The sequence below is a fragment of the Paenibacillus sp. R-74696 genome, from assembly GCF_055814915.1.
Genome location: NZ_JBPULM010000030.1, coordinates 502,280 through 518,064 on the forward strand (window position 1 = coordinate 502,280; position 15,785 = coordinate 518,064).

A 15,785-nucleotide genomic window follows, 5' to 3' on the forward strand; every position below is an offset into this window, starting at 1 on the left:
TATCCTATGCTAGTTTGTCGTACTGCACAAGCGTAAACAGCTTTGCCGTCCTCTGGCGGCAAAGCTTTCGTTTCGAAGGTGGAATATAGAGAAAGGATAGCGAAATGATATACTTTCCTATATTAAAAAAAGAAGCCAATCTTATGCTGAAAGGACTTCTTTTCATTTGATTCCTTATTTCCCATACACCTTTAGGTATTCCTTGATTTTTTCCACATTTTGCTTTTTATCCTCAGGATCGGACATGTAGGCTACAACATCGGTTATACGAGCTACGACGTATATTTTTACACTGTAGGCTTTGCTCGCCTCCTCCAATGCGGATAATGCCGTTTCAGAGCCTTTTTCTTCTCTATCTAATGCCACTAGAAATGCAGTTAATATCCCGCCCTCATTTTCAACTAACTGCTTCGTCTCTTTAATGGTTCTGCCTGATGTAAGCACATCATCTACCGCAAGTATCTTTTTGCCCGCAAGCGTTGCGCCGATTATATTTCCGCCCTCTCCGTATTGCTTCTGCAGCTTGCGGTTGAAGGCAAAACCTACATTGCCCGCATCATTGTTATGCAAGGCCAGTGCCGTAGTTAACGCTATCGGTATCCCTTTATAGGCAGGCCCAAAAATGATATCGAATTCAATCTTTTCCTTCACAATCGTGTCTGCATAAAAGCTTCCCAGACGCGCTAACATCGCAGAGTCATTGAAGGAGCCAAAATTAAAAAAATAGGGACTAACTCTTCCTGATTTCAATGTGAACTCACCAAATTTAATGATGCCATCATCGACTATAAACTTTGCAAAGTCTTCACTAATATTTCGAATTTCATTCACCTTCCATTCGTATAAACGTTTAGGATAAAACATTCGATTTCATTTGCAAGGAGTCAAACGCTTTATTTTGAATCGTTTTTTGCAGCTCGGAACGGTCAAGCAGGGTTATATTTTTTTCAATAAGCCATTTGTCATCGTAAAACTGATCCAAATAATTGATTCCTGTATCCGGTATAATCGCAACAGCCGATTTTGAATCACTTTGATTCAGCCAAGCTAGAGCCGCTACTACCGTCAAGCCACCAGACCCCCCCATTAAAATGCCATGATGTCGGGCTAATAAACGACACATCGAAATCGCTTCCTGGTCACTGGCAATGCACACCTGATCCAGCACTGAAATATCTGTATTATCGCTCCTCCAGCTTAGCCCTACACCATTAATCAAATAAGGAGAAAATTTTTCTCGAAACACAGCCGAACCCGCTACATCGCAAGCCACGATTTTCACATTCGGTCTCTGCTCCTTCACGTATTTCCCAATTCCACAAAGATGCCCGCCTGTGCTGACTGCGCCAATAATAGCATCTACCGGCAAGTCTACGATTTCCAAGGCTGTTGTTTGCGAATGGTATTGCGGATTTTGTGGATTATCATATTGATTTGTCCAGTACGCATTGGGAAACTTTTGGAGCAGCTCCTGAACGCGGTTTAGCCTGGCCCGTTGAAAACCTCCGTCCGCTGCCGGTGAAGTCACCATGCTGATTTCTGCCCCATAAGCCTGATACCACTTCAGCAAGCTTTCGCTTACTTTAGGATCAACCACAATAATGACGCGAAATCCATAAACGGCTCCTAGCATAGCGAGGGATTTCCCAAGATTGCCTGAGGTTGATTCTACCAATATACTGTCATGATTTAATTGCCCTGAAGCAAGCGCCGCTTTTACTAAACCAAGAGCCGTTCGATCCTTGATGCTAAAGTTAGGATTAAAGTAATCCAGCTTTAAATATAGGCTTTTGCCCTTAGGAACTAAATCGTCATTTAGAGCTAAAACCGGCGTATTTCCAATACATTCCGTAATATTGTTGTATATCATTGCCTCACCCCACAATTTTAATTAAGCTATCGCCCGTGGTCAGTACTTTATTGCCGCTCTGCAAAACGACGATAGGATCTTCTACATGCAATGCTCCAAGACCAAATTCATAATAAGGGGTCTCTATGGAAAGGACCATTCCTTCTTCAATCACATCTTCGCTCGCTGGAGATAAAATAGGCAATTCATAAGGCTCTAAACCAATTCCATGTCCAACATGATGCCTTCTATAATTTTCAAAGCCTGCTTCATGAACAGCATTCATCGTCAGATGGAATACATCCTTGCCCTTCATGCCCGGCTTAACCCTTTTTATCGCCTCTTGTTGGCCTTTATGCAGCGCATTATATTTCAAGTATTCGGCTTTAAGCTCCTTATAGGCGAAAACTCTGGCAATATCCGCCCAATAACCATCACATACAATGTCGCAATCAAACCAGAGAATATCCCCTGCCATTAAGCGGTTATCCGCACTTGGCCTTCTTTGGCCGCCAACCGCATGTCTGCCCACTTTAATCATCGGCAACGTAGCTATAGCGCCTTGCTCGGCAATGGAACAAGCGAAAATTTTGACAATTTCCTGTTCGTTTATGCCCTCATATAGCTGATCTATCACGGTTTTTATCGCTTTCTCGATACAAATGGAAGAATGAGCAAGCGCATCGATTTCAAAGCTTGTTTTGACCGCCCTAACACTGCGGATAACCGCCGAGCCTTCAACAAACTCAACATGCGGGAGTCTGCTTTTAATCATCGATAAGCGGCTCCCTCTCATGCCATCCTCATCCATTCCCACTCGTTCATTAGCGAGATTAAGCTTATTTAATAACGCCACAAGACCTTCCTCGGCATTTGAATTTCCATTATCATTATTAGATAAATCGTTCAAACGCTGCTCTTCTTCCGTTAAGGGGGTGCTCGCTGCATATTCCCGATAAAAGGTTCCATAGGTTACGACATGTCCAATTGGCGAGCGGGCATCCAAAATCTGATCAATTTCTCCTACGGAATGCACAACATGAACCTTATCGGGAGAACAGCTTGTAATGACTGCAAAGCATTGTCCAAAATAAGGATTCAACGTTTTGACTACAGGCTCAAATCCGGTAAAATATTTTATATTTTCTTTCGTAGCCGCAACAATGGCCGACAGATTATGTTCTTTCATTTTTGATATTAAGCGCTTCGTATTAAACAGCATCATTCACCTCGTGTTTTATTCGAACTCCAATTGCTCAACTAGCTTGATAACAGCAGGGGCGAGCAAGCTGTAATTACTTGAATCCACCCAATCAACTTCGCTAATTTCGGAACATGGCACTATATCTCCGGCCCAGGCTGCCGTATAACAGATTAATTCAACGCTGGCATTCTCTTTATAGGCTGGCCCTATTACCGTTCTCAAATGTTGAATGCTATCCCTCTGAACGTCTATGTTCAGCTCTTCCTTCAATTCCCTTACTAAAGCTTCTTTCGGGTCCTCGCCTGGCTCTATCTTCCCCCCTGGCAAATACCAAAGCTCATTATCCCTAACCCTTACCAGAAGCAGCTTATTGTTATCCTGTTTTACAAGGCAGGCACAGCTAATCATTGTCATGTAACAACACCCTATCTACCATATTTATCATATTGCGCTTGTCATAATTCAAAAAATGTCCAGCGGCAATTCTCATCGGGTCTCCGGCATGAAAAAATTCATACACTAACTGTCTTTGGCCAAAGCCATCGCCCGATGCATCCCAAGCGAGATTTAATAATTTTGTACGGGATAAAGCGTCCGTTTCACCTGTAGAAAGAGAACTCGCCAAGTCGCTTAAATCCGAATTAAGAAAATCCTGATAATGCGGGGTAGACAGCATGGAACCCGCGGCAAGCGATTGTAACGTTTTAACCATCGCTTCATACATTTTCGGAAAATTATATCGAATCGCTTGAATAGCGCTAATGCTTGGGGTCATAACCCCTTCCTCGCTTATCGTTGCATCTGCCTCACTCCATGCAATACTCGCTTTTACAAGCTCGACATAGGAGGTTAGCTCTCCTAATTTTTCCTGGACATTTATAAACCCATCGAGCTTCAGCATTTTCGCCAGTTGAATGGAAATGCCTGTGAGGAGCTCCGCTTTAGATAATCCTCTTACAATACCCTGATGCCCCGTGTGATTTCGAGCAAAGGTTTTATCGTAGAACAAATTCGATTTATCAACATCTCTGAATACGAATACCTTTTCCCAAGGAATAAAAACTTCATTTAAAATCAAATAAGCATCGATTTCATCAAAAGCATTAGCCAGGGGATGATCAAATGAATGATACACTGGCTTCACCATCGGTTTTCTGCAAATCATTTTCACGCCTGGATAATCGACAGGCAAAGCAAAAGAAACCGCGTAGTCCTCGTCACCCGGTTTTAACCCAGGCATATTAAAAATGAGCAATTCATCTGCAATTGGCGCCAATGTTACAATCATTTTGGCCCCTGTAACAACTATTCCTTTTTGATCATGGCTTACGATTCTCACTGCTGCATATTCATTAACTTGGGAGCCTAGAGGCAAAGATCGATCAATTTGCGGATTAATCGCTCCGTGGCCTACAAATAAGTTCTTCTCTTTCACATATTGATAGTAAGCTCTCATATTTTCAGAGAAATTAGCATATGGATTGCTGCCTAGCTGCTTGGAATGAGCATATAACGTAGCTAAAGCGGCATTGATAAAATCTGGCGTTCTGCCCAGCATTCCGAAAGAAATATCCGCTACAGCCTTATAGGATTCCCTTTTCCGCTGCAAATCCTCCACTGTTAAAGGGACTAGCAGACTCATTGCGGCATTATGATTGCCATCTTTAAAACAATGAATATCTGGTTGTTCTTCCTGCAAATCATAGTATTTTTCAATACATTCAATGGCTCCTGAAAATGCCGGGCTAGTCGCTACGTCAACTTGAACTCCGTTTAAATAAACAGAATTTCTGCCTTTCATTCTTTTCAAATAGGCACTTTTAGCTGAAAATTCATAGGTTTGCACGTTGTTCAACACCTCTTACATTATTTTTTACCATAAAATCCTTGATAATCAAATTACAAATAATTTAAATTAAAGAAAATAAAATATAGATAAATTTTATCAAATTACATATGTAATGGTAAAATACTTTTACGAAGAAGTCTGTCGAAATTAGCTGTCGAATACATACTTTTTTTGTCGGAAATAGTTTTAAAATCGTTTCAATATCATAAAATCAGCCGTTCCCTCAATGGAAACTGCTGCTTTTTAGCTAATTATCGCGAAAACGAAAGCAACACAATTTTATGTAAGCGTTTTATTAATTGTAAATATACGACATTTATACTTATGATACAGACAAACTTTCTTGTATATAACAGCAGCGTATCCCGTCCGCTTTTTTCGTAATCACATTCCCCTTTTGGAAGCTATTTTTGGCAGAGCATGCTGCGATTACCGCAAAAAAAATAGCAGGGAAAAGAACGCTTGCCGCGTTCTTTTCCCTGCTGGACCTTCTTTATGGATGATACTTAATACTGCCTTTTTCATTCAAATAAATGATAGATTTAGCCCTTGAGCTGCTTATACTTCTCTGCGTATTTGCTTACGCTCTGAATGAATGTCGCATGCGACCAAGTGAGCGGTGCGACCGAGAGCGGGCTGCCATCGAACGGATTGAGCTGCTCCGCCAGCAGTCCGCTGGATAAAGCATGGTCTACGACCCATTGCAGTGTCTGCTTCGGCCCTTCCAGATCCTCGAGCTTCTGAGCAGAAGCAATTTGGTAATTGGCGACCCATAGCGTACAAATAATCCATGGATTTCCCGGAATTTTGTCAATGTCGCCGGTTTGCTGGAAATAATAATCGTTTGTATACCGCGCATGTCCGCCAACATCGGTCTGGATTCTTAACCCGTCCCTAATCGCATTCATCGTCCGAACGACTTTATCATCATCGACCGGCAGCACGCCAAACTCCCAAATGCCGAATACGCTGCTCTCCAGCGTCATATCCTTCACCCAGCCATTGTCCTTCTGAATGAGACCGCGCGCAAACCGTCCGCTTTCTTCATCCCACAGCTGTGTCAGCATGCCATGCTTGATCGTCTGGGCTGTATTGCGATAATGGTCGCTGCGCTCGTAATCGCCGAACAGCTCGGTGAAGAAGGCTGCTGCCATTAAGCCGCCATACACAGAAGCGACGGTATAGGTCCAGATGCCGTAGCGCTCTTCCCATAGGTCATAGCTTGGCTTAGGCAGAGATAGCTCAGGCTCTATATAGCTGCTGAGGAACGTAGCTGCCTTGCGGATTAAGTTGCTGTATAAGGACTGAGGCAGCTCAATGACTTGATTCCGCAAATAATCCTGCCATAATGCGAACAGGACGAGCGCTGTCTCGTCTTCCTGAATCGGAAGCCTTTGGCTGCCCTGCACGATGTACGGATGCCAGCTGGAGCCGACCGTTCCGTCCGGATTGTATTTGTGGTACAAATAGCCGTCTGGTGCAAGCGCTGCTGCGCAAAAATTGAAAAATGGGGCGATTACGCTCTGGTAACCGGCAAGCGACATCGATTCGGCAATCAATGCGCCGTCACGCGGCCACATGTAGCTGTAATGGTCACGATTGTATTGCAAAATATCGGTGTCATTGGCCGCCAAAATCGCGCCGCGCTCATCCACCTGTGTGCGGACAATGAGCAGGCTGTGACGGAACATCCGGCTGATGCTCTCATTTAAATCGCCCAGATCGCTCTCCGCTCTTCTCAGCCAATGATTCCAATAAATAACGACACGGCTAAGCAGCTTTTCTGGACTATTATCGAGGACGTATTGATTAAGCTCCTTGACCTCCTCCAGGTTTTTCCCAATTGACATCCAATAATAAAAGGTTTTTTCGCCGCCTCCCGGCACATTGGCGCTAAGGCCAATCGTGCTGTCCACGGAGCCTTGGGCAATCGTATTGCCCATTAGCACGCCATCCTCTGCATCACGCCAGGTGCCTTCCGCAGAGTGGAACCGCTTGATGCCCGTCGAATATTGCATTAAGCCGCCTTCATCGCTCGAGCCGCTGAACATAAAATAATTCGAGCGCTTGTAATGAAACAGCGTATTATTTTCCGGGTAATAAGCAGCTGTATCGCCAACCTCCGAGCCGTCGATCATCAAATCCTGATGAAAAAACAGCCTTGCCTCGCGGGCATCATTCCGTAAATTACGTACGACGACTCGTTTAATATAAATGCATTCGCGTTGATGAATGCCGTCATTCATTTGCAGCTCAACGCCAAGCCCCTCATGCCTTGCTATAATATTCGTAACGAGCGAATCGTCAATGTAGCCAAGCTCAATGTTCCATTCTGGTTCATCCAGCCAGGAGAAGACGCCCCCAATCCAAATGCCGAAGCGGCAATAGTGGCCGCCCACATGATTGAGCTGTCCCACATAAGGATAATAAATATCGCGGATGTAACAGGTTTGATCCAAATTCACTAGCAGCTTGCCATTGCCAATTACAAGGTGACGGGGCATTGTTTGTTCTCCTCTCGCTGTAACAAAAGTTGATGATATACGGCTACATAGGCTTTGGCGGAGCGATTCCAGCTATAGTTCTCCTTGGAGACATTGTCTATAATTTGTTTCCAGGCCTCTGGATTCCGGTATAGGCGAAGCGCTCTGCTAACCGTACTCCAATATTCATCGGCATTATAGCCCACAAAGCTGAATCCATTTCCTTCTCCAGTATATTCATCATAAGACTGGACGGTATCCTTTAACCCCCCGGTCTCCCTAACGATCGGGACAGCACGGTAGCGCAGCGCAAGGAGCTGGCTGATTCCGCAAGGCTCGAAGCGTGAAGGCAGCAAATATAAATCAGCTCCTGCGTAGATGCGGCGAGCAAGCCTCTCATTATAGCCAAGCCTTACCGCAATTTTGTCAGGGTGACGCTGCGCATACTGCTGCAGCAGCTGCTCATAATGCCACTCGCCCGAACCAAGAATGACGAGCTGGACATCTTGTTGCAGCAGTTCCTCAAGCCTGGCCGTGATGAGATCCAGCCCTTTCTGCTCAACAAGCCGGTTAACCATGCCAATGAGCGGAATTTCCTCCGATTCCGGCAGTCCAAGCTCCTGCTGCAAATCGAGCTTATTTTTCCTTTTTCGGCTAATCGAATTACGGAATGGCGTATGCAGCGAGGAATCCTTCATCGGATCATAGGACTCATCATCAATGCCGTTTACAATGCCCAGAAGATCGCCTTCGCGATGCCGCAGCAGCTCCTCCAGACGCTCGCCATATTCACTGTCCTTGATTTCTTCCGCATAAGTATGGCTGACTGTCGTCAGCTTGTCTGCGTACACGAGGCCGCCCTTCAAACAGCTGGCTGCGCCATGAAACTCCAGCCCCTCCGGGCCAAAAGCCTCATCACCCGCACCCGTTAAATCCTGCAGCTGCTTGATGTCTAGTACGCCCTGATATTTCAGGTTATGGATAGTGAAAACGGTGCGGATATCCGCCCATTCTGCCGCATATTTCGTCTTGAGCAGAAACGGAATGAGCGCGGTTTGCCAATCATGGCAATGGATGACATCAGGAAGCACATCAACAAAGCTTAGCGCCGCCAGCACAGCAAAGCTAAAAAACACAAAGCGCTCAGGATCGTCTCCATACCCATATAACCCTTTGCGCTTAAAGTAAAACTCATTATCAATCAAATAATAGCAAACGCCATCGATTTCTCCACGAAATAGCCCGCAATATTGGTTGCGCCAGCTAAAGGAAACGTTGAAGGATGCGATTTGTTCGAAATATTCCAAATATTCTGCTGGAATATCCTCATATTTTGGCAAAATAACGCTTGTGCCGATTTGACGTTTAACCAGTGCTTTGGGAAGAGCGCCTGCAACGTCGCCCAAGCCGCCGGTTTTTGCGAGTGGCGCGGCCTCCGAAGTTGCAAACAAAATATTCATTTTTTCTCCTCCTGTTTCGCTTAAAAATGTAGCCAGCAGAGGCTGCGACACGCTGTAGACAAGTCCCAGCTTTACCCCCAGCCTCATGCCTGCTATTCATTTAGTTAGTTAGATCGTCTTGCGCTTGCCCGCCAGAAAGGGAAGCTTCTCTGCTCCTCTTATATCCCGGTTGCAATCGACTCGTACATCCTTATCCAAAATACTATGCTGAATCAGGCTATTTTCGCCAATGATGCCATTTTGCATGATGATGCTATTGCGTATGACTGCCCCTTTGCCAATATGGACACCCCGAAACAAAATGCTATTCTCCACGGTTCCTTCAATGCGGCAGCCATTGGCGATTAATGAATTATTAACCTTAGAGGATTCCAAATATCGCGCAGGCGGTTCATCCTTGACCTTCGTGAATATCGTGCCCGGCTGGAAAAACAGCTCCTTCCACACTTCAGGACAAAGTAGATTCATGCTATTGGTAAAATAGCTTTCAAGCGTATTGACTACGCCCAAATAGCCATCGTATAAATGTCCATAAACCCGCAGCTTGTTCAAGCGGGAGAAAATCGCATGGCGTACGAGATGATCCTGCCCCTGAGCGAGCGAGGTTTCTACGAGTTCCATGAGCAAATCTTTTTTCATCACATACATTTCCATTGAGGAAACATCGCTCAGCATTCGCCCATAGTTTTCCTGAATCGATGTAACTCGGCCATCGCTGCTCATCTTGACCTTGCGCGCCTTGCCAGGCAGATCATGCTGCTTCTTGCACACGATTGTAATATCCGCCCCGCGTGCCTCATGTTCATCAATAATCGGATTGAAATCAATATTGCAAACCATATGGCTGCGCGTAATGACAACATACTCCGCCGTTGAACGGTTGAAATAATCGCGATTTTGATAAAAATGGTATAAATCGCCACGGCTGATTTCCTGCAAATCATCCGTAGCCGGCGGCAAAATAAACAAGCCGCTCTGGCGATTATTCAAATCCCAATATTTACCTGATCCAAGATGATCCATCAGCGAGCGATATTTCGTATGCGCAAACACCGCTACCTTGCTAATGCCAGAGTTCACCATGCTGGACAAAATAAAATCAATGAGCCTGTAGCGTGCTCCAAACGGCACGGTCGCAAGGCAGCGGCTTTGCGTTAAATGCTCCAACTCGTCCGTCTCGTGGATTAAATTGATAACGCCCATTATCCGGTTGCTCATGATGGCTCCACCTCCAGCAATACGTGATCATTCGCAACAAACTGTCCGACAGCTACGACGGTAATCGCATCATCCTCCGGATCGCCAATCTGCACGCCGTCTTCGATTACAGCGCCTTCGCCGATAATGGCCCGGTAAACGCGCGCCCCTTCGCCAATCCGCACATTCGGCATAATGACGGACTCGCTAACCTCACTGTCCTTCTCCATCTGGACGCCATAGAAGAGAACCGAGCGATCTACCCGTCCTTCCACAACGCAGCCCTCCGTCACCATAGATGATATCACCTCGGCGCCCGCCGCTACGTATTGTGCCGGCCGATTAGGATTGACAGAGTAGATGCGCCAGTCTTTATCCGATAAATCCAGCGAAGGCTCCTCTGCGAGCAAATCCATATTCGCCTCCCACAGGCTTTCAATCGTGCCGACATCTTTCCAGTAGCCGCGGAACGAATAAGCGCTGACGATGAGGCCATCCCGCATCATAGCCGGAATAATGTCCTTGCCAAAATCATTGCTGGACTGGCGGTTCGCCTCGTCATAAATTAAATATTTTTGCAATACCGACCATGTAAAAATGTAGACGCCCATCGAAGCGATATTGCTGGTAGGCTTTGCAGGCTTTTCCTCAAATGCAGTTATGCGGTCTTCATCATCGACATGCATGACACCGAATCGGCTGGCTTCCTTCCAATCTACTTCTATACCTGCTATCGTTACATCCGCCCCGCACCGCTTATGATGCTGAAGCATCAGATCGTAGTCCATCGTATAAATATGATCGCCGGAAATGACCAAGACATAGCTTGGATTATATCGCTCAATAAACTCCATATTCTGATAGATCGCGTTGGCCGTGCCCTTGTACCAGACGCCGCCCTTCTGTTTCACATGCGGAGGAAGAATAGCCATGCCTCCATCGCTGCGATCCAGACCCCAAGGCGTTCCAATGCCCAAATAACGATTGAGCTCAAACGGCTGGTATTGCGTCAATACACCTACTGTATCGATACCTGAATGTGTGCAATTGCTTAATGTAAAATCAATAATCCGATATTTCCCGCCAAAATAAACGGCAGGCTTGGCCAAATCCTTCGTCAGTACTCCAAGACGTTTTCCTTCACCCCCTGCAAGCAGCATTGCCAACATTTCTTTACGAGCCATGGACACCAACTCCTTATTCATGAGTGTCCCCCATAACCTGGTTGAGAGAGCAAGGCGATAGCGGGGGAAAATGTGATGAGATGCAACATTTGCAGCCGTGCCCAGCAATCGTATCGCTGACGAAATAAGGCTTCTGCCTTATCCCCGAGTCCCGGGTCAAATGATTTGTCGTCTATGAAAGAGCGGCAACAACCCGGCTCTGGCACCCCAATTTGATAGTTGGAGCAGCATTTTGGAGTAGTTGGCTTTAACAACAAACCCTTGCCACATCATAATCATGATATGACAGATTGTCCGGCAATATGATTATATGCCAGAATAGAACTGGAAAAGAGCTTCCGTCCGTAAGCAGAGAACTATGGAGCTAAAATGAAAGTGAAGCACAGAGCAGCTTAGTTGTGATAAATTCGTATGCGAGAGTTCTAAATCAGCGGTGTTCTTGCCATTGAGTGAAATACAGCTGTAGTGGGGATAATCATCCTGCAAGCTTGGAAAGCTACGATTGACAAGGTCTGCTCCTTCCTTCTAAATTGGACAAAAGCGACGGTTGCCTGATTATTTTTGAGGTAAATGGGGCCAAGGGCCCCATCTTGCAGCTAGTTATATTATACATCTTTCATAGCCAAATGAAACCTTAAATTGCTGATTTACTGACTGATAGAAGATGAATATGTATTTATTTTATACTGTACGGGTTACCCGATGAATGTAATAATGTTTAGAGCAGTATCCCTTCGTGCTGGCGCTTTTTGTACAATTAATCCATTTACAGTTCGTTACAATTTTTGTTCTACGGGGCCGGATAGTAAGAGGGTCTCCATGACGCATAAGACGTTGATGGTGCATGGAGCATAATTCTCTGGCTTTGACGGGTTTGGTGCAGTTCTCAATGTTGCATTCATTATTCATGGTGTATCTCCTCCGGAATCAAGCCTTTTAAAATATATCCCTATTTATTGATTATTTTAACAAGGATAGTGACCAGTTAGAAAGCGCGCTGAGCGCCCAATAAGCTGTAAAAATCGGACAGATATCCATACATCCGCTAGCTATATGCCCGCTAAGCTTTCAAGTTTAATTAATTAAACCTTAATATACTTTACATAAATGCCGCACAGCTGGCTCAAAGGAGCGAAAACGATTGACGGTTTTTGAAAGAGTGTTTCAAATGATGGACAGTCCTGCTGCTATTCTCCGATCTGTAAAGCATTATGGCTTCATCATGGATGTCAATGAATCTTTTATCCGCCTAACCGGTCTGGAATATGAATATTTGATAGACAAGCCGATAGGCGAGCTGCTTGAGAACTGGTCGCTCAAGCACTACAAGACCAGCACAAAGCGGGAAGGACTGCTCCACACCTGCAAGCCCGGAGGAACGCCTGTCATGGTGGAGCATAATACCCTGAGCATGCTAAACGAAGAGCGTCAGGCATTATCGCTCATTATACTGAGTGATTTGAGCTCCCATCATTGGATTGAAAAGCAATTCGAGACGAATACGGTGCTGTTTAGCGGTATTCTCGATGCCAACTACCAGGTGCAATTTTTGAAGGACCCCTTCCCCGCCTATTTGATAGCCGACGGCCATTTGAATGGAGAGTCTTTTCTGGAAATTGTGGCCGAAAGCGAGCATCTTCGCCTGCTTCATATTTTGGAGGAAACGCGAAAATTCAAGAAAACAAACCATATTACTGTAAAAACAACCAAAGTGAACGGCGTAGAGCTTGAAGTAAAGATAACGTTCACTCCCATCTTTGACGGGTTTGGACGAATTAAGGAATACGCCTTTATCGTGCTTGATTTGCAGCCTATTAATACGCATGAGTATATCGATTCCAGCATGCGGCTGAAAATTTGGATGGCAAAACGCGACATAAGCGCAGGCCAACTCGCGGCTGCCACAGGAATTTCCATCCAGACGATTTCTAAGCTGCGCAATGGAAAAATAAAAATGCCCCAGCGGCTTACGGCTGAACTGATTGCCTCGGAGCTTAAGGTTGACTGTTTAGAGATTTGGCAAAAAATACGCAAATAAGGGATGGTCCCCTTCAGGACCATCCCTTATTTGCATTCTATATGTTATTAAGCGGCTCGGCTAACTGCGCTTTGTCCAGAAAGCAGGTTGGCTCACCCATGTAATAAAGGTGCAGCTCATGCATTGCTCTCGTACAGGCCGTATAAAACAGCTTGCGCTCGTCTTCCCGTCCATAGACTAGGCTCGAAGCATTATACAAAATAACAGCGTCAAACTCCACGCCTTTTGCCAAATAGGAAGGAATGACGACAACCCCCTGCTCGAACGTCGACGTTTCTTTGGCAATCAAATGAATATCCGGCACGATGGCGGACAAGGCTTCAAAAGCAAGCCTGCTCTCCTCCGCTGTCTTGCCTATAACGGCGATCGAGCTATTGCCCTGCTGCTTGAGCGCTTCGATCCGCTGGGCAATTTGCTGCTTCAGCTCTTCCTCGCCAGCAATAGCTGTAATCGTTGGCCATGGGCCGCTGCGATTGAATGGAATAATCCGCTCTCCGCCCGCGATAAAGCTGCTTGTAAACTCGGAAATTTGGCGCGTGGAGCGATAGCTTCGCTCCAATATGACGCGCTCGGTTTCCTGCTCCTCATACATGCCCGCTAATGCATGAAAGCTGTCACCGACTACGGCATGGGCGAAAATCGATTGGTTCAAATCGCCAAGCGCCGTAATTTTGCAGCTCGGGAAAATTTTCTTTAAATAATGGAATTGGAACGGCGAATAATCCTGCGCTTCATCGACGAACAAATGCTTAACCGACGTATTCGTCTGGAAGCCCTCAAGCAGCTCCTTCAAATATAAATAAGGCGTGGCATCCTCATAAAATAATTCCTTCCGCGCCAGCTTCTCAGCCGTGCCTTCGCAGATCGCAGCCCAAAGCTGCGGATATTCGCCCTCCTGCTCGTTTGCTTCATGAAACAGCTGGCGATACACCTCCGGCATATCCAGAAACTTGAGCCGCTTAACCCGGCTGCGCAGGCGCTTAAAGCGCTCCTGTACAATAATCGCCGCCAGACGGTCGCTCTCCCGCTTATGATCATCGAAGGAATTTTGCGTAAACCCTTCCTTATCCAGCAGCTCGCTGTAAACCGTATTATACGTTTCGTTATCGAGCAGCTCCATCTCTTCTTCTACCCAGCGCTTGCCCCGCTCCTCCCGCCCAAGGCGGGTCAGCTCCTTGAGCAGCCACTCGGCAGTCATGCGCAGACGGTTTGGAATCGGATGAGAACGATTTTGGCTGTAAAAATGCTCATGTATCGCCTCGGCAGTAATTAAGGTGCGGCCGCGGAATTTCAACGCCCGGAAGCGCAGTCCCTTCTCGCCGAGCGAAGCGGCATACCGGTCAATAAGCCCAATAAAGGAAAGGCTTGATTTATAGCGGATTCCTTCAATGCGAGCATCATATTCGCTGCCATGGGCGGCAGAGAGCGTATACTCCAATTGGGAGAAAGGGTCCTCCAGATCAAAGGTTTGAACAAGGCGATGCTCCAAATACTGCTGATACGTCGTCTGCTGCATATTTTGCTCGCCAAGCTCTGGCAGTACGGTTGCGACGTAGCTGTTAAACATCGGATTTGGTGAAAAGAGGACGATTTGATCGGCATTCAATGTACCGCGATAGCGATAAAGCAAATACGCCACCCGCTGCAAGGCGGCTGAAGTTTTGCCGCTTCCCGCCGCTCCCTGTACGAGCAGCAGGCGAGCCCGCTCATTGCGGATAATTTGATTTTGCTCGCGTTGAATCGTCGCCACAATGCTTTTCATTTGCGAATCCGACTGCTTGCCCAGCACCGCTTGCAGAATTTCATCGCCAATCGTTACTCCCGTGTCGAACATCCCTTCAATTTCGCCCTGGCGAATAATATATTGACGCTTCAGCGTCATTTCTCCAGAAATTTGTCCACTAGGCGTCTCATACTTGGCAGGTCCCGGAGAATAGTCGTAATACAGGCCGGATATAGGCGCACGCCAGTCATAAATTAAATAGTTGGCCCCGCTTTCGTCGAGCAGCGAGCCTACCCCCAAATAAATCGGTTCAATTGCCTCGCGGCTCTCGCCATCCTCTACAAAATCAATGCGACCGAAATAGGGCGATTGCGCCAGCTTCTTCAGCAGTCCCAGCTGCTCCATCGCTACGCGGCGCGTCCGCTCCCGCTCCGACAGCAGTTCCGCCTGCTGCTTCAAGCTTGCATGCGTCTCCGCAGATTCGGCGGAATCCTCAAAATTGACGGTTACGTCATCCCAGAAGTTTTTACGAATGTCTACAATGTCCTCGCGCAGCTCTCCAGCCTGATCCTGCAAGCCTTCGATTTGCTCCTTGACCCACTTCGTTACCCGATTAACTCGCAGCTGTTCTCGTTCAAGCTCAGAATTCGGCATCATAGGTCACGCTCCTTATATATAAAAGTAGTACTTCCCCAAAGTTTCAAATCACAAGGTGAAACGACCGCGCGCCGTCCTCTGGTGGCGCGCTGCGTTTCAGTCCGAGAAATATAGAGAAAGGATGGCGATATCAAATACTTT

At 46.3% G+C, this 15,785-nt stretch carries 11 protein-coding genes; 1 reads left to right on the plus strand and 10 read right to left on the minus strand.

Annotated elements, in window-relative coordinates; genetic code table 11:
- Nucleotides 1-174 precede the first annotated feature (174 nt).
- From pyrE to ACSR9A_RS13840, 9 genes are all read right to left on the minus strand, one after another.
- Nucleotides 175-831: an orotate phosphoribosyltransferase gene (gene pyrE / locus ACSR9A_RS13800; RefSeq protein ID WP_473757743.1), complete on the minus strand. Its 657-nt coding sequence runs from the start codon at nucleotides 829-831 to the stop codon at nucleotides 175-177.
- A 19-nt stretch (nucleotides 832-850) separates the two neighbouring features.
- Nucleotides 851-1,870 (minus strand): PLP-dependent cysteine synthase family protein, encoded by a 1,020-nt coding sequence (locus tag ACSR9A_RS13805; RefSeq protein WP_473757744.1) that lies wholly within the window; start codon nucleotides 1,868-1,870, stop codon nucleotides 851-853.
- Between the two features lie 4 nt (nucleotides 1,871-1,874).
- Nucleotides 1,875-3,074: a M24 family metallopeptidase gene (locus tag ACSR9A_RS13810; protein ID WP_473757745.1), complete on the minus strand. Its 1,200-nt coding sequence runs from the start codon at nucleotides 3,072-3,074 to the stop codon at nucleotides 1,875-1,877.
- A gap of 12 nt (nucleotides 3,075-3,086) precedes the next feature.
- Nucleotides 3,087-3,467 carry an NUDIX hydrolase gene (locus ACSR9A_RS13815; protein WP_473757746.1) on the minus strand — a complete coding sequence of 127 codons (381 nt, stop codon included), beginning with the start codon at nucleotides 3,465-3,467 and terminating at the stop codon, nucleotides 3,087-3,089.
- A complete protein-coding gene (locus ACSR9A_RS13820) occupies nucleotides 3,454-4,899 on the minus strand; it encodes a 4-hydroxyphenylacetate 3-hydroxylase family protein (protein WP_473757747.1) in 1,446 nt (481 codons plus the stop codon). Before ACSR9A_RS13820 ends, ACSR9A_RS13815 begins: the two co-directional genes overlap by 14 nt.
- A 545-nt stretch (nucleotides 4,900-5,444) precedes the next feature.
- Entirely contained in the window at nucleotides 5,445-7,406 is a 1,962-nt protein-coding gene (locus ACSR9A_RS13825; RefSeq protein WP_341278378.1) for a glycoside hydrolase family 15 protein, read from the minus strand.
- Nucleotides 7,388-8,845: a glycogen synthase GlgA gene (gene glgA / locus ACSR9A_RS13830; protein ID WP_473757748.1), complete on the minus strand. Its 1,458-nt coding sequence runs from the start codon at nucleotides 8,843-8,845 to the stop codon at nucleotides 7,388-7,390. The genes ACSR9A_RS13825 and glgA overlap by 19 nt, the downstream gene beginning before the upstream one ends.
- A 108-nt stretch (nucleotides 8,846-8,953) precedes the next feature.
- A complete protein-coding gene (glgD, locus tag ACSR9A_RS13835) occupies nucleotides 8,954-10,063 on the minus strand; it encodes a glucose-1-phosphate adenylyltransferase subunit GlgD (RefSeq protein ID WP_473757749.1) in 1,110 nt (369 codons plus the stop codon).
- On the minus strand, nucleotides 10,060-11,226 hold the full coding sequence (locus ACSR9A_RS13840; protein WP_341283026.1) for a glucose-1-phosphate adenylyltransferase: 1,167 nt from the start codon (nucleotides 11,224-11,226) through the stop codon (nucleotides 10,060-10,062). The genes glgD and ACSR9A_RS13840 overlap by 4 nt, the downstream gene beginning before the upstream one ends.
- 1,141 nt (nucleotides 11,227-12,367) lie before the next feature.
- Between ACSR9A_RS13840 and ACSR9A_RS13845 the strand changes: the two genes are divergently transcribed.
- Nucleotides 12,368-13,264 carry a helix-turn-helix domain-containing protein gene (locus tag ACSR9A_RS13845; protein ID WP_473757750.1) on the plus strand — a complete coding sequence of 299 codons (897 nt, stop codon included), beginning with the start codon at nucleotides 12,368-12,370 and terminating at the stop codon, nucleotides 13,262-13,264.
- Between the two features lie 37 nt (nucleotides 13,265-13,301).
- Here ACSR9A_RS13845 and helD read toward each other — a convergent pair whose 3' ends face one another.
- A complete protein-coding gene (gene helD / locus ACSR9A_RS13850) occupies nucleotides 13,302-15,641 on the minus strand; it encodes an RNA polymerase recycling motor HelD (RefSeq protein ID WP_473758010.1) in 2,340 nt (779 codons plus the stop codon).
- Nucleotides 15,642-15,785 lie beyond the last annotated feature (144 nt).